General features: G+C 65.5%; 14 protein-coding genes and 1 tRNA gene. 7 read left to right on the forward strand and 8 right to left on the reverse strand.

Annotated features, from left to right (window positions below; all coding sequences use genetic code 11):
- Positions 1-5 precede the first annotated feature (5 nt).
- Positions 6-3,506, reverse strand: coding sequence for a DNA polymerase III subunit alpha (gene dnaE, locus E5673_RS18820; protein WP_136191175.1), 3,501 nt, complete (start codon positions 3,504-3,506; stop codon positions 6-8).
- Positions 3,507-3,612: 106 nt separating this feature from the next.
- Between dnaE and E5673_RS18825 the strand changes: the two genes are divergently transcribed.
- Positions 3,613-4,206, forward strand: a complete 594-nt coding sequence (locus E5673_RS18825; protein ID WP_136191176.1) for an HdeD family acid-resistance protein — start codon at positions 3,613-3,615, stop codon at positions 4,204-4,206.
- 243 nt (positions 4,207-4,449) lie between these two features.
- Here the strand turns inward: E5673_RS18825 and E5673_RS18830 are convergent, their stop codons facing one another.
- The 6 genes from E5673_RS18830 to E5673_RS18855 all read right to left on the reverse strand — a co-directional run bounded on the left by E5673_RS18830 (position 4,450) and on the right by E5673_RS18855 (position 9,276).
- Positions 4,450-4,929, reverse strand: a complete 480-nt coding sequence (locus E5673_RS18830; RefSeq protein WP_136191177.1) for a glutathione peroxidase — start codon at positions 4,927-4,929, stop codon at positions 4,450-4,452.
- Positions 4,930-4,943: 14 nt separating this feature from the next.
- Positions 4,944-5,534 (reverse strand): GNAT family protein, encoded by a 591-nt coding sequence (locus E5673_RS18835; protein ID WP_136191178.1) that lies wholly within the window; start codon positions 5,532-5,534, stop codon positions 4,944-4,946.
- Positions 5,531-6,244 carry an ABC transporter ATP-binding protein gene (locus tag E5673_RS18840; protein ID WP_056489548.1) on the reverse strand — a complete coding sequence of 238 codons (714 nt, stop codon included), beginning with the start codon at positions 6,242-6,244 and terminating at the stop codon, positions 5,531-5,533. Before E5673_RS18840 ends, E5673_RS18835 begins: the two co-directional genes overlap by 4 nt.
- Positions 6,237-7,487, reverse strand: a complete 1,251-nt coding sequence (locus E5673_RS18845; RefSeq protein ID WP_107954771.1) for a lipoprotein-releasing ABC transporter permease subunit — start codon at positions 7,485-7,487, stop codon at positions 6,237-6,239. The genes E5673_RS18840 and E5673_RS18845 overlap by 8 nt, the downstream gene beginning before the upstream one ends.
- Positions 7,488-8,034: 547 nt before the next feature.
- The gene (rsgA, locus tag E5673_RS18850) at positions 8,035-9,033 is read right to left on the reverse strand and encodes a ribosome small subunit-dependent GTPase A (RefSeq protein ID WP_136191179.1); all 999 of its coding nucleotides are present in this window, start codon (positions 9,031-9,033) and stop codon (positions 8,035-8,037) included.
- Positions 9,034-9,186: 153 nt separating this feature from the next.
- Positions 9,187-9,276, reverse strand: a tRNA-Ser gene (locus E5673_RS18855).
- A 156-nt stretch (positions 9,277-9,432) separates the two neighbouring features.
- Between E5673_RS18855 and hspQ the strand changes: the two genes are divergently transcribed.
- From hspQ to E5673_RS18875, 4 genes are all read left to right on the forward strand, one after another.
- Positions 9,433-9,828: a heat shock protein HspQ gene (gene hspQ, locus E5673_RS18860; RefSeq protein ID WP_136191180.1), complete on the forward strand. Its 396-nt coding sequence runs from the start codon at positions 9,433-9,435 to the stop codon at positions 9,826-9,828.
- A gap of 231 nt (positions 9,829-10,059) precedes the next feature.
- A complete protein-coding gene (gene rplU, locus E5673_RS18865) occupies positions 10,060-10,404 on the forward strand; it encodes a 50S ribosomal protein L21 (RefSeq protein WP_056065957.1) in 345 nt (114 codons plus the stop codon).
- A gap of 13 nt (positions 10,405-10,417) precedes the next feature.
- Entirely contained in the window at positions 10,418-10,708 is a 291-nt protein-coding gene (gene rpmA / locus E5673_RS18870; protein WP_056055842.1) for a 50S ribosomal protein L27, read from the forward strand.
- 174 nt (positions 10,709-10,882) lie between these two features.
- Positions 10,883-11,428: a GNAT family protein gene (locus tag E5673_RS18875; protein ID WP_210731776.1), complete on the forward strand. Its 546-nt coding sequence runs from the start codon at positions 10,883-10,885 to the stop codon at positions 11,426-11,428.
- A gap of 284 nt (positions 11,429-11,712) precedes the next feature.
- On the opposite strand, the gene E5673_RS18880 is transcribed toward E5673_RS18875, so the two are convergent.
- A complete protein-coding gene (locus E5673_RS18880) occupies positions 11,713-12,582 on the reverse strand; it encodes a metal-dependent hydrolase (RefSeq protein ID WP_136191181.1) in 870 nt (289 codons plus the stop codon).
- A 63-nt stretch (positions 12,583-12,645) separates the two neighbouring features.
- On the opposite strand from E5673_RS18880, the gene E5673_RS18885 reads away from it, so the two are divergent.
- On the forward strand, positions 12,646-13,245 hold the full coding sequence (locus E5673_RS18885; protein WP_056055838.1) for a TetR/AcrR family transcriptional regulator: 600 nt from the start codon (positions 12,646-12,648) through the stop codon (positions 13,243-13,245).
- A gap of 78 nt (positions 13,246-13,323) precedes the next feature.
- Complete coding sequence (gene obgE / locus E5673_RS18890) at positions 13,324-14,370, forward strand: GTPase ObgE (protein WP_093399629.1); 1,047 nt, start codon at positions 13,324-13,326, stop codon at positions 14,368-14,370.
- The last annotated feature ends 89 nt before the right edge of the window (positions 14,371-14,459 follow it).

Genomic DNA, 14,459 nt, shown 5'->3' on the forward strand with positions numbered 1-14,459 from the left:
AGCTGTTATCCGACCAGAGCAAGCCTCGTTTCCGAGGTCTTCATCTCCACCTTTGCGACACCGTGCAACGACTCGATGTGCTCGACAAGCTCTCCGTCGAGCAGGAAGTCGCGACCCAGCAGGATGCAGACCTCGCCATCGGGCAGTTGCGCGCGGACGCGAACCTCGCCGCGCGCGCCGCGATGCTCGGCAAGCAGTGAGGCGAGGCCGGCGAACGCGGTCATGTCGGAGATCGTCACGACCACCTGGAAGCGCGCGAGGTTGGCGAGGCCCTCGAACGGCTGGATGCGCTTGATGCTGACGCGCGGCGTGTCCTCGCCGGGCTTGCGATCGAGTTCTACGGTGATGAGGCCGCAGCCGCCGGCCTTTGCCGCCTCTTCGAGATCGCGCGAGACCTGTTCGTCGAAGCAGGTCGCCATGAACTGGCCGCTGGCGTCGGAGCATTGCGCCATCATGAAGCGCTTGCCGCGCGCGGACGTGCGATAGCGCGCGTCCTCGACCAGCACGGCCATCGTCGCGCCGGCGCGGCTGCCGTCGTCGGGGATGTTGAGCTCGGACAGCGCGGTGTAGGCGCGGGCACCGTGGCTGACCGCGATGTGACGATGGCGGTCGACCGGGTGCGCGGAGAAATAGAAGCCGAACGCTTCCTTCTCCTGGTCCATGCGCTGGCTGAGCGTCCAGCGGACCGAGGGGGGAAGCTTGATCGCGTCGCCTGCGGGCTCGGCGTCACCGAACAGGCCGCCCTGCCCGCTGGTCTTCTGTTCGTGCGTGCGCGCGGCAATCGCGAGGATCGTCTCGGCGGTGGCGTGGATGCCGGCGCGGTTCTGGTCGAGGCCGTCGAATGCGCCGGCGGCGGCGAGCGTTTCGAGCTGGCGCTTGTTGAGCAGGCGCGGGTCGACTCGCTTGGCGAGATCGTCGAGACCGGCGAACGGACCGTTCTGGACGCGCTCGACGATGAGCTTCTCCATCGCACCCTCGCCGACCGATTTCAGTGCACCGAGGGCGTAGCGGACGGCGAGGTTGTTCTCCTTGAGGTCCGGCAGAACCTCGACATCGAACTCGGCCTGGCTCGCGTTGATGCAGGGCGGCAGCGCGGTGATCCCGAGACGGCGCATGTCGTCGGTGAAGATCGCGAGCTTGTCGGTCTGGTGGAGGTCGTAGCACATCGACGCCGCGAAAAATTCGTGCGGGTGGTGCGCCTTCAGCCAGGCGGTCTGGTACGCGAGCAACGCATAAGCGGCGGCGTGGCTCTTGTTGAAGCCATAGCCGGCGAACTTGTCGATCAAGTCGAACAGCGCGTTGGCCTCGGCCTTCTTGATGCCGTTGACGGTGAGACACCCCTCGACGAAGCCCGCGCGCTGCGCGTCCATCTCGGCCTTCACCTTCTTGCCCATTGCGCGGCGTAGCAGATCGGCGCCGCCGAGCGAGAAGCCGGCCAGCACCTGCGCGGCCTGCATGACCTGCTCCTGGTAGACGAAGATCCCGTAGGTCTCCGACAGGATCGGTTCGAGCAGCGGGTGCGGGTAGTCGATCGCCTCGGTGCCGTTCTTCCGACGGCCGAACGACGGAATGTTGTCCATCGGGCCCGGTCGATAGAGCGACACGAGCGCGATGATGTCGCCAAAATTGGACGGGCGCACGGCGGACAGCGTGCGGCGCATGCCCTCCGACTCGAGCTGGAACACGCCGACGGTGTCGCCCTTTTGCAGGAGCGCGTAGACGCCGGTGTCGTCCCATTCGAGTGCGTCGAGATCTACCGTGACGCCGCGCTTGGCGAGCAGCTGCACCGCCTTCTGCAACACCGACAGCGTCTTAAGCCCGAGGAAATCGAACTTCACGAGGCCGGCGCCCTCGACATATTTCATGTCGAACTGCGTGACGGGCATGTCGGACCGAGGGTCACGGTACAGGGGCACGAGTTGTGCGAGCGGGCGGTCGCCGATCACCACGCCGGCGGCGTGGGTGGAGGAGTGGCGGGGCAGGCCTTCCAGCTTCATCGCCAGGTCGAGCAGCTTCCGGACGCCGTTGTCGTTGGCGTATTCCTTCGCGAGCTCGCCGACGCCGTTGAGTGCGCGCTCGAGCGTCCAGGGGTCGGTCGGGTGGTTCGGAACCAGTTTCGCGAGGCGATCGATCTGGCCGTAGCTCATCTGCAGCACGCGGCCGGTGTCCTTGAGCACCGCGCGCGCCTTCAGCTTTCCGAAGGTGATGATCTGCGCGACCTGATCGCGGCCGTATTTCTCCTGAACGTAGCGGATTACTTCGACACGTCTGGTTTCACAGAAATCGATATCGAAATCGGGCATCGACACGCGTTCCGGATTCAGGAAGCGCTCGAACAGCAAACCGAGCTTGATCGGGTCCAAGTCCGTGATCGTCAGCGACCAGGCGACGACCGAGCCGGCGCCCGAACCACGACCTGGGCCGACCGGGATGTCATGATCCTTCGCCCATTTGATGAAGTCGGCGACGATCAGGAAGTATCCGGGGAAGCCCATCTGGACGATCACGTCGACCTCGAACGCGAGCCGCTTGCGGTACACGTCGCGCCAGCCGTCTTCGCCTTCGCCGTGGAGTTCGGTGATGCGGGCGAGGCGCGCTTCGAGTCCGGCTTCGGCGTCGTCGCGGAGCAGCTTGGCCTCGCCCTCGATATCGCCGGCGAGGCTGGGGAGGATCGGCTTCCGATACGGTGCCATCACCGCGCAGCGCTGTGCGACGACCAGCGTGTTGGCGATCGCCTCGGGCAGGTCGGCGAACATCTCGTGCATCACCGGCGCGGGCTTCATCCAGGCTTCGGGGCAGCTGCGGATGCGGTCCTCGGTCTCGACATAGGTCGAGTGCGCGATGCAGAGCATGGCGTCGTGTGCATCGCCGAACGCGCTCTCGGTGAAGCAGCACGGGTTGGTCGCGACCAGCGGCAGGTTGCGCTCATAGGCGATGTCGATGAGGTCGGTTTCGGCCGCCGTCTCGATCGCGTCGTTGCGGCGGGAGAGTTCGATGTAGAGGCGGTCGCCGAACAGGCCTTGGAGGCGGTCGAGATAGGCGCGGGCGCGGTCGGGTTGCCCTTCCGCGAACAGCCGGGCGAGACCGCCTTCGCCGCCTGCGGTCAGCGCGATCAGTCCGTCGGTGTGGCGTTCGAGCGCGGCGAAATCGACATGCGCGGGCATCTCGATCGGGCGGTCGAGATGCGCCATCGAGACGAGCGCGCACAAATTGTCGTAGCCGGTCATGTTCTGCGCGTAGAGCGCGAGCCAGTCGAACTGCGTCGCGACGCCATCGGGCATGTCGGGGCGACCGACGCCGAGCATGACGCCGATGATCGGCTGGACGCCGTCCTTCTTGGCGGCGTCCGAATACGCCATCGCCGCGTAGAGCCCGTTGCGATCGGTCAGCGCGGCGGCGGGGAAGCCCAATGCGCGCGCCTGCTTGGCGATCGCTTTCGGATCGATGGCGCCATCGAGCATGGTGTAGCAGGAGAAAACGCGGAGGGGGACGTAACCGGAATGCATCGACCGGAGGTAGGCGCTGCGGCGTGATTCGACCAGCCGGGATGAGTCCGATCGGAACTGAGGACACGACGAGCCGTTGCGGCGGGGACTTCTGGGAGCATTCTACATGACCGATCCACGCGGGCACTTTGCCGATACTGAAACCACGGCTGCGGGTACGCCTCGTGCGGGTGCCGGCTGGGGGTGGATCCTGGCCTATGGCGTGTTGTCGGTGGTGCTGGGGGTGATGGCGTTCGCGTCACCGTTTTCCGCGACCTATGCCGCGACTTTGGTCATCGGGGCGTTCTTGATTGCGGCCGGGATCGTGTCGATCGTGTCGGGGTTTGCCGGCAAGGGGCATGAGGGGCGCGGCTATGCGATCGGGTTCGGGCTGGTGTCGCTGGTGATCGGGCTGATCATGGCGTTCGAGCCTGCGACGGGGGCCATATCGCTGACGTTGTTGATTGCGGTTTGGCTGGGTGTGCGTGGGGCGCTGGAGATCGGGCTCGGGGCGCGGTTTCAGCGTGGCAAGGGGCTGATGATCGCGCTGGGGGTGGTGAATATACTGCTGGCGGTGATCGTGTTGGCTACGCTGCCTTGGTCGGCGTTGACGTTGCCGGGGTATGTTTTGGGGATCAGCTTCTTGTTTGGTGGGGTGACCTCGGTTGCTTCGGCGTTGGCGCATAAGAAGGGGGCGCCGGCTTTCTCGGTGACCGCCTGACTTTCCCCGCGAACGGATTGTTCTCCCGCGAAGGCGGGAGTCCAGTCTGGGCCCCCGCCTTCGCGGGGGAACAAGCTTGTTTTGGGATACGCCAGCTTACCTCCTCAAGCACCACCCCGGCGAAGGCCGGGGCCCAATTGGAGAGGTTGCAGTAACGGAGCGTAGCGGTCTTCACTGCCTTCCCCCAATTGGGCCCCGGCCTTCGCCGGGGTGGTAGCAGACGTGACGGGTGGCAGCCGAAATCTACAGCAGCTTATCGATATCCTTGCGGATGTCCTCGGGCTTGGTCGTTGGGGCGTAGCGATCCACGACCTCCCCATCGCGCCCGATGAGGAACTTGGTGAAGTTCCACTTGATCGCTTTCGACCCGAGCACGCCCGGTGCATCCGACTTCAAGCGCTCGAACAGCGGGTCCGCGTCCGAGCCGTTGACGTCTACCTTCGCGAAGACCGGGAACGTCACGTCGTAGGTCAGCGTGCAAAAGTTGGCGATCTCGGCTGCGTCGCCCGGCTCCTGCCCGCCGAACTGGTTGCAGGGGAACGCGAGCACTTCGAAACCCCGATCGGAATAATCGCGATGGAGTGCTTCGAGTCCGTCATATTGGGGGGTGAAGCCGCATTTCGACGCAGTGTTTACGATCAGTAGCACCTTGCCATGATAGGGTTCGAGCGAAGCCGTGGTCCCGTCGGCGGTCTTTACGGTGAAGTCGGTGATCGCTGTCATGGGCGGTTCTCCAGTCAGGCGGGGTGTCGCGCAAGCAGATACGTCAGGTTCTGACGCACGCCGGGCCATTCGTGGCGGAGGATGCTGTAGACGACGGTGTCGCGCAAGCGGCCGTCCGCCATGACCTGGTGCCCGCGCAGCACGCCGTCGCGCCTGGCACCGAGGCGTTCGATCGCGCGCTGGGAGTTCTTGTTGAGTGAGTCGGTCCGGATCTGGACGCATTCGCAGTCGAGGACGTCGAACGCGTGGGTCAGCAACATCAGCTTGGCTTCGGTGTTGACGCCGGTGCGCTGGACCGCCTTCGCGTAGAAGGTGCCGCCGATCTCGAGCCGCTTGTTCGCCTCGTTCATCCGCATGAACCGCGTGGTGCCGACGACGGTCCCGCCAGCCACCACCGCAAACAGTCGCGCCCGCCCAAAGTCTTCCTCGCGCAACGCCGCGGCGAGCCAGCGATCCGGAGCCTTCATCATCGCGACGTTGGCGTAGAAAGTGTCCCACAAATTGTCCGCCGACGCCGCCGCGACCAGCGCGTCCATGTCATCGGCGACGAGCGGGCGGAGCGTGACGTGACGCCCGGTGAGCGTCGGCGTCTCGCCCCAGCTCACGCCAGCCGTCCCTCGTGCAGCCGCAGCACGCGGTCCATGCGGGCCGCGAGCCGCTCGTTGTGCGTCGCGACCACGGCGGCAGTGCCCTGTTCGCGGACCAAGCGGATGAACTCGGCGAAGACGATGTCGGCGGTGTGTTCGTCGAGGTTGCCGGTCGGCTCGTCCGCCAGCACCAGCGCGGGCTTGTTGGCGAGCGCGCGGGCGACTGCGACGCGTTGCTGCTCGCCGCCGGAGAGCTGGCTCGGGCGGTGCGTCAGGCGGTGGCCGAGGCCGAGTTGGGTCAACAATTCCGCCGCTCGCGCGTCCGCCTCGGCCCGCGTCGCGCCGTGGACGAGCTGTGGGAGGACGACGTTCTCGGTCGCATTGAAGTCCGGCAGCAGGTGATGGAACTGGTAGACGAAGCCGAGGCTGTCGCGGCGTACGACCGTCCGCTCATGCGCGTTGAGCTTGGCCGCCTCGGTGCCGGCGATCCTGATCGATCCCTGGAAGCCGCCCTCGAGCAGGCCGACGGCTTGCAACAGCGTCGACTTGCCCGAGCCCGATGGCCCGAGCAGCGCGACGATCTCGCCCGGTGCGATCGCGAGGTCGACACCGCGCAGGACGTCGATCGTCGCGCCGCCCTGCGTGAAGCTCTTGGTCAGCCCGCTGGTCTGGAGGACGTAATCGTCGAACTTCTCGATCTGACGATCGATTTTGAGGCCTTCATTCATAACGCAGCACCTGCACGGGGTCGGTACTCGCCGCTTTCCAGGCCGGATAGAGCGTCGCGAGGAAGCTGAAAACGAGCGCCATCAGCGCGATCACGACGATCTCGACGGGGTCGGTCTTCGATGGGAGTTCGGTCAGATAGCGGATCGACGGATCCCACAGGTTCTGGCCGGTGAGGAGCTGGACGAAGTTCACGACGCCCTGTCGGTAGAACAGGAAGATGAAGCCGAGCACGAGGCCCGCGACCGTCCCGAGCGCGCCGATGGTGGTGCCGACGACGATGAAGATCCGCATCATCGAGCCACGCGTCGCGCCCATCGTTCGCAGGATCGCGATGTCGCGGGTCTTGGCGCGGACCAGCATGATCAGCGACGAGAGGATGTTGAACACCGCGACCAGGATGATGATCGACAGCACGGTGAACATCGCGACGCGCTCGACCGCCAGTGCCTCGAACAGCTGCGCGTTCATCGTCCGCCAGTCGGCGATCACCGCGTTGCCACCGATCTTGTCGGCGAGCGGCTTGAGGATCTCGCCGACGCGGTCCGCATCGACCGTCTTCAGCTCGACCATGCCGGCCGCGTCGCCCATCAGGAGCAGCGTCTGCGCGTCCTCGATCGGCATGATGATGTACGCCTTGTCGTAATCATAGACGCCGATCTCGAAGATCGCGCCGACCGTGTAGCTGACGATCCGCGGCACGGTGCCGAACGGCGTCGTCTGGCCTTGCGGGCTGAACAGCGAGATTTCCGAGCCGACCTGCGCCCCGAGCGATTCGGCGAGGCGTGAGCCGATCGCGATCCGGCCGCTGCCCTGCGTAATCGACTGGAGCGAGCCCATGATCACCTTGTTGCTGATCGTCGAATTGCGGCGGATGTCCTCGACGCGCATGCCGCGCACCAGCACCGCCTCGGCACGGCCGTTATAGGTGGCGGCGAGCGGCTGCTCGATCAGTGGCAGCGCGCTGGTGACGCCCGGCGTCTTCTGCGCCTGCGCGACGATCTCGCGCCAGTCGGGGAGCCGGTTGCCGACGCCCTGCACCACCGCATGCCCGTTGAGCCCGACGATCTTGTCGAACAACTCGGCGCGGAAGCCGTTCATGACGCTCATCACGATCACCAGCGCGGCGACGCCGAGCATGACCGCGACCAGACTGATAGAGGCGACGAGGAAGATGAACGCCTCGCCCTTGCCCGGCAGCAGATAGCGGCGGGCTATCATCCGTTCGTAGCGGGACAGGATCATGGGCGGCCAGGTTCGATCGTTAGGGATAGAGTGCAGCGGCTCTAGGACGCGGCCCGTTGCGAGGCAACTGTCGGGCCGGTTCTGAGGCCGGCGCGTGGCGGTGTGCCCGGCGTGCGACGCCCCCCTCGTGCAGGGCCGGGTCAGTCCCGATCCGGAAGTGTCTAGATTGGTCTGTTGCGTAATCGCCACAGGCGCAGTTCAATCGTGAGCCGCCCCGCGCAAAGACCGTGACAAAATCCACGGACATAACTAGCAACAAACTCGCTGAGACACAGGCAACGGCCGTGGTTCGGGGACTGCTTTTCCGCTCCGTCGCAAGACGAGATGCGAGAGCAAAAAAATGGGGGCTGACGAGCGATCGTCACGCAGGCGCCCGGATCGGCGACGGTCCGGGCGTTTGCTTGTCCGGCATAGTTCACCGCAGCGATCTATACTTGATCAGATCTTGAGCTGCTGTCGCGGCCGCCTCGACAATACAGTCGAGACGCTGCGGTCTGATGCTCTACCGCGTCCGATCCCTTGAAAACGTCGCGGCGCGGCGCCTGCGTTACCGCGTCCGGCGCTTCGTCAGCCGTGACGCGGCGCCGTTTTCCTCCGCGTTGAGCTTGCGCCAGCGTTCGAAGCGGTCAGGTGCCAGCGTCCCCGCAGTGATCGCCGCCTGGATCGCGCATCCCGGCTCGACGCCGTGCGAACAATCGGCAAAGCGGCATTCCTGCGCGAGCAGCGCGATATCGTCGAACACCTCGGCCAGCCCGGTCGCGGCCTCCGACAATTGCAGTTCGCGCATACCGGGCAGGTCGAGCAGCCAGCCGCCCTGGTCGAGCCGGTGCATCTCGCGCACCGTCGTCGTGTGACGGCCGGTACCGTCCTTGACCCGCACCGCCTGCGTTCCGATGCTGTCCGATCCCCGCAAAGCGTTGACGAGCGTGGATTTGCCGACGCCGGACGAGCCGAGGAACGCGACGGTCTTGCCGGGCCCACACCACGCCGCCAACCGCTTGACGTCGGCCCGGTCGCGCCCGTCCACCGTTTCGACCAGCAATCCCGGCTCGATCGCGCGCGCGGCGGCGGCAAACTCCTCGGGCGTGTCGGTCAAGTCAGCCTTGGTGAGGACGACGACCGGGGGCACCCCCACCTCGCGCGCCAGCACGAGATAGCGCTCGAGCCGGGCGATGCTGAAATCCTGGTTGCACGATGCGACGATGAAGACGGTGTCGACATTGGCCGCGATCATCTGATCCTTCCGCGGATCGGCCGGCGAGCGTCGCTTGAACAGGTTCATGCGCCGAAGGACCCGCGTCGCCTCCTGCGTGCGATCGTCGATCAGCAGCCAGTCGCCGACCGTCGGGTGATCGTCCTCGGGCTGCGCGCCTGCGATATAGGGCGAGACGAAACCGTCCGATTTGGCGCCGGACACCGCGATCTTGCCGCGGTGCACCGCCATCACGCGGACAGGGTGGCAATATTGCTGCTCGTCTTCGGCAAGCTGGTCCGCGAAATGCGCAGTCCAGCCAAGGTCTGCCAGTGCCTGGTCGGTCGATATCATAGGCTTGGTGCAGCATCCTTCTCGACGACGCGGCGGCGGTCGTACCCGCTATCGTCTAGGCCGCGACGGAGGGCATTGCCATCGCCGTATGCACGCGAGACCGCGCAATGGCGGTGCGCCTGGCGGCGGATATTCGATGCTGTAGGAAATAAATGGCGGAGAGGGTGGGATTCGAACCCACGGTACCCTCGCGGGTACGCCGCATTTCGAGTGCGGTACGTTCGACCACTCTGCCACCTCTCCGCAGGTCATCCGAAGCTCTGCGAACAGCGCCTCCGATCGGTCGAAGCGCGGCCTCTAATGAAAGGGCCCCAGCGATGCAAGAGGGTTTTGAGCGCTCCGGGCACCGCTCGACGCGTTTTCCTTGTGCGGCGCAAAACAAACCCTAAATTGGCCGATATGCCCCGACACGACAGTATCGCTCACGACATCACCCGCCCAATCGTGCCCGCCGAGGTGGTCGCACCGCCGATCTCGCACGCGAATTTCTCGATCGGCGACGTCGTGCGGCACCGGCTGTTCGATTTTCGCGGGGTGATATTCGATGTGGATCCCGTGTTCGCGAACAGCGACGAATGGTATGCGGCGATTCCCGAGGACATTCGTCCGCGCAAGGACCAGCCGTTCTACCACCTGCTCGCGGAGAACATGGAGTCGAGCTACGTCGCCTATGTGAGCCAGCAGAACCTGGTGCCGGACGACAGCGACGAACCGGTCGACCATCCGGCGATCGACGGGCTGTTCAGTGACTATGCGGATGGTCGGTACGCGCTGCGGCAGGTTCATCGGCACTAAGGGCGAATCACTTTGATCCAGTGAAGTTTGTTCTCCCGCGAAGACGGGGGGCCAGTCTGGGCCCCGCCTTCGCGGGGAAAATCTTGTGCAGCTGTGGTGGACGACCCTACGCGCGCCCCTCTTTCCCGCCCCTTCGCGGTTGACAACTCTCCTACCCTCGCTTAGCTGCCCGGCTTCTTCCGGCGGACCCTGCGTTCGTGGGATACACGTATTTGGAAAGTGACAAGGGCCATGTTCGCAGTCGTGCGCACGGGCGGCAAGCAGTATCGCGTCGCCGCCGGAGATAAGATCGTCATCGAGAAGATCGAGGGCGATGCAGGTGCGTCGGTGACGCTGGGTGACGTTCTGCTGGCGGGCGAAGGCTCCGAGCTGCGGTCCGTCGAGGGCTTCGTCGTCGCTGCAGAGATCATCGCGCAGGCGAAGGCGGACAAGGTCATCGTCTTCAAGAAGCGTCGTCGTCATAACTATCGTCGTAAGAACGGCCATCGCCAGCAGCACACGATCCTGAAGATCGTGTCCGTGGGTGGCCAGACCGCCAAGCAGACCGAGGCTGATGCCCCGGCCGCTCAGGCATAAGGAGTAGCTTCAGATGGCACATAAGAAAGCAGGCGGCTCTTCGCGCAACGGTCGCGATTCGGCCGGTCGTCGCCTCGGCGTGAAGAAGTTCGGTGGCCAGGCGTGCGTCGCCGGCAACATTCTCGTGCGTCAGCGCGGGACGAAGTTCTATCCCGGCACGAACGTCGGCATCGGTACCGACCATACGCTGTTCGCGCTGGTCGATGGCCGCGTCGTGTTCAGCCAGGGCAAACTCGGGCGCAAGTTCTGCTCGGTCGAGCTGGCAGCGAACGACACTGCCGACATGGCAGCAGCCGCCGAATAACATCGGGTAACCATCCGGGTTGCCCACCAGGGTGACCCGGGTCGCGAAAGCGAACCTGAACAAGGGAGACGGGTCACCCCGGCTCCCTTTTTTATTGCTCCCTCCACGCGGCTGTCGCGGTCCCGTCATCCCGACGTGGCATGCGCGTAGCCAATGACGCGATAGGAGAGAGCCGTGTTCGCGCGCACCAAGAGACTGACATTGCGGCCAGGTTGGCCGGAAGATGCGCCTGCATTGGCGCGGGCGATCGGCCATGAGTCGGTGGTCGCCAAGCTGGCGCGTGCGCCTTGGCCTTATGCGCTGGGCGATGCCGAGGCGTTCCTGGCGCAGCCACGTGGGCCGCACGACCCACATTTCATGATCGAGACGATGGAGGCGGGTGCGCCGCGACTCGTCGGCGGGATCGGTATCCGTGCGGCGGACGCGGGGCATGAACTCGGCTATTGGCTGGCGCCGGACGCGTGGGGCCGCGGCTATGCGACCGAGGCTGGCGAGGCAGTGGTGGCGATGGCCCGGCATGCGCTGGGCCTGCACCGGCTGGATGCTTTTCATTTCGTCGACAACCCGGCGTCGGGGCGCGTGCTGGCGAAGCTCGGGTTTCGGCCTACGGGGCGGGTCGAGCCGCGGAATTTGCATGGGCGTGGGGGTGAGGCTCCTGCGGTGATGTTCGAGCTGGATCTGGATGACGATCGATGTGCGCCGATGCCGTTGGCGGCGTGATTCGCAGGACCGTCGCCGTACGATCGCACACCACCCCGGCGAAGGCCGGGGCCCAATTGGAAAGGTCGCAGTAACGGAGCGATGTACTCCGTTAGCAACGCTCCCCAATTGGGCCCCGGCCTTCGCCTGGGTGGTGCCTCAGTTCAGGTGAGTTGCTACTCTAGCACTAGCTGTTCCCCCGCGAAGGCGGGGGTCCAGGGATCGCGGGCGGTGGCGTTTGGTATCCTGGGCTCCCGCCTTCGCGGGAGAACTAGGACGTAAGAGGGAGGCCTGGAGTCCGATACTCAGGCCACGGCCACAACCCGCTTCGCAACCGGAAGCACTGCCGCCTCATACTCGCTCTCCGCCAGCCCAATCAGCGCGCGATCGTCATGCTTCCACGGGTGGAAGCCCGGCAGGAAATACGAGGCCCAGACGCCGGCGATCTTCCGCGCCATCCCCGGGTTGCCGAACGCGTACCACGCCATCCGCGCCCATACCTTCGGCCCGGTCAGCCCGTCCTGCCGCAGCAGTTCCGCCATCCCCCGTGCGCGCCCGGTGAAGAAGCGCCACGTCGTGATCAGCATCACCAGCGACTTTAACCGCCAGCGCGTGAAGCGTGGCCAGTCGCGCGTCGCATGCAGCCACGTATCGTACGCTACACCCTTGTGCTCGATCTCCTCGGCGGCATGCCACAGCCAGAGCGCCGCCGCCTGCTGATCACCGCCCGCGAGATGCTTCGGGTTGGCGATCAGTTCGTGCGCCAGCATCGCGGTGAAATGTTCGAGTGCGGTGGTGGCGGCGAGGCTCGCGATCTCCGGGCGCCCCTTGGTCAGCGCGAGTGCCGAGTCGACATCCACGATCAGCGGCGCGACATCGTACCCTTGGTCGGTGACGTGGCGGTTGAACGCGACGTGCTCGCGCGTGTGGATCACCTCCTGCTTGATGAAGGCGTTGATTTCGGCGTGGAGTTTCGGCGGCGTGCCCTCGCGAAACTTCCGGACGCTGTCGACGAAATAGCCCTCGCCCTTCGGAAACGTCACCGACAGCGCGTTGTAGAACGCCGTCGCGACGGCATCGTCGTTCAGCCACCAGCGGCGAATCGCGGCACCGCGGCCGAAGCGGCGGTCGCGCGGGGTGATCGTCAGATCGGCAGGCGTGGTTGCTTTCGCCACGGAAACCTCCAAACAGGAATGAACACTCGTTACTTACATTGATGTAAATAGGTTTCCCGGTCCGTGACGTCAACACCGCGCAAGCGCCTCTCCCCCACCGAATCGCGTGAAGCCGCCGTCGAGGCCGCGCGGGCCCTGCTCGTGGAGAGCGGCCCCAGTGCCGTCACGCTGAAGGCCGTAGCAGGCCGCGTCGGGCGGACGCACGCCAACCTGCTCCACCATTTCGGCTCGGCCGAGGCGCTGCATACCGCGCTGATCACGCGAATGGCGGCGGATATCGTCGGCACTATAGGTGCAGCGGTGCTGCGCGTGCGGGCAGGCGAACTTGACCCGCGTGAGGTGGTGGAGATGACCTTCGACGCGTTCGGCAAGGGCGGCGCGGGTGCGCTGGCGAGCTGGATGATCCTGTCGGGCAATACCAACGCGCTCGACCCGATCCTGACCGCGATCCACGATCTCGTCGACGAACTGGCGGAGGGTGACATGCCCGGCGACCAACCGATCCAGGAACAGACGCTGACTCTGGTGCTGATGGCGCTCGGCGATGCGCTGATGGGGGCACCGATGGCGCGCGCGCTCGGCCTCCCGGTCGGCAAGGCACGCGAACTGGCGCTCGACGCGCTGCTCGCCAGCAAGGACGCCGCCGCCCCTGCCCGCTGCTGAGCACACCGGATCTGGGCTCGAATCGCGAGGCGAATCGCAGAGGGTGGAGATTTTCGCCAATTTCGCTATGGGGCGGCGATGCATTTTCTAGACCAAGCCAAGATCTACGTACGTTCGGGCGAGGGCGGCCCCGGTGCCGTCAGCTTCCGCCGCGAGAAATATATCGAATATGGCGGCCCCGATGGCGGCAATGGCGGCAAAGGCGGCGACATCGTGTTCGAATGCATCGCCGGCCTGAACACGCTGATCGACTTCCGCTACACCCAGCATTTCCGCGCGCCGCGTGGCTCGGGCGGGTCGGGTTCGAACCGCACCGGCGCGGGCGGCAAGGACCTCGTGATCCGCGTTCCGCTCGGCACGCAGGTGCTGTCGGAGGACAAGGAAGAGGTGCTGATCGACTTCACCGAAGTTGGCCAGCGCGAAGTGCTGTTCCGCGGCGGCGATGGCGGGCGCGGTAACGCGAGCTACAAGACCTCGACCAACCGCACCCCGCGCCAGCACGGCACCGGCTGGCCGTTCGGCGAAGCGTGGGTCTGGCTGCGGCTGAAGCTGCTCGCCGATGCGGGCCTCGTTGGGCTGCCGAATGCAGGCAAGTCGACCTTCATCAATCAGGTGACGAACGCGCAGGCCAAGGTCGGCGAATACGCCTTCACGACGACGCGGCCGCAACTGGGCGTGGTGCGCCACAAGCAGCGCGAGTTCGTGGTCGCGGATATTCCGGGGCTGATCCAGGGAGCGGCCGAAGGTGCCGGGATCGGCGACCGGTTCCTCGGGCATATCGAGCGGTGCCGGGTGCTGCTACATCTGGTCGATGCGAATGACCGTGACGTGGCCGAATCGTACCGGATCGTGCGCGACGAGCTGGAGAATTACGGCGAGGGGCTCACCGACAAGAAGGTGATCGTCGCGCTGAACAAGATCGACATGCTCGATCCCGAACTGATCGCGGCGTTGTCGGCGGAGCTGGCGGAAGCCAGCGGTGCCGAGGTTATGGCGATTTCGGGGGCGAGTGGTGCTGGTATCGAGGCGGTGCTGGACCAGCTGATCGAGGCGATCGGGCCGGCGGCGGGCGCGGCGAAGGAACTGGAAGAAGGCGAAGTGCCGGTCGCATGGTCGCCGCTGTAGGCGTCGTCTTAGCCCTCTCCCCTGCGGGGAGAGGGTTGGTTCCAGATTTCTCCCCTCCCGCTTGCGGGAGGGGTCGGGGAAGGGCTTTC

The organism is Sphingomonas sp. PAMC26645 (genome assembly GCF_004795835.1).
GTDB lineage: Bacteria > Pseudomonadota > Alphaproteobacteria > Sphingomonadales > Sphingomonadaceae > Sphingomonas.

What these genes read in the sequence shown, in the direction of transcription:
- obgE (WP_093399629.1), top strand. Translation starts at nt 13,324, where the DNA reads ATGCATTTTCTAGACCAAGCCAAGATCTACGTACGTTCGGGCGAGGGC.
- rsgA (WP_136191179.1), bottom strand. Translation starts at nt 9,033, where the DNA reads ATGATATCGACCGACCAGGCACTGGCAGACCTTGGCTGGACTGCGCAT.
- E5673_RS18825 (WP_136191176.1), top strand. Translation starts at nt 3,613, where the DNA reads ATGACCGATCCACGCGGGCACTTTGCCGATACTGAAACCACGGCTGCG.
- E5673_RS18830 (WP_136191177.1), bottom strand. Translation starts at nt 4,929, where the DNA reads ATGACAGCGATCACCGACTTCACCGTAAAGACCGCCGACGGGACCACG.
- rpmA (WP_056055842.1), top strand. Translation starts at nt 10,418, where the DNA reads ATGGCACATAAGAAAGCAGGCGGCTCTTCGCGCAACGGTCGCGATTCG.
- rplU (WP_056065957.1), top strand. Translation starts at nt 10,060, where the DNA reads ATGTTCGCAGTCGTGCGCACGGGCGGCAAGCAGTATCGCGTCGCCGCC.
- E5673_RS18845 (WP_107954771.1), bottom strand. Translation starts at nt 7,487, where the DNA reads ATGATCCTGTCCCGCTACGAACGGATGATAGCCCGCCGCTATCTGCTG.
- dnaE (WP_136191175.1), bottom strand. Translation starts at nt 3,506, where the DNA reads ATGCATTCCGGTTACGTCCCCCTCCGCGTTTTCTCCTGCTACACCATG.
- hspQ (WP_136191180.1), top strand. Translation starts at nt 9,433, where the DNA reads ATGCCCCGACACGACAGTATCGCTCACGACATCACCCGCCCAATCGTG.
- E5673_RS18840 (WP_056489548.1), bottom strand. Translation starts at nt 6,244, where the DNA reads ATGAATGAAGGCCTCAAAATCGATCGTCAGATCGAGAAGTTCGACGAT.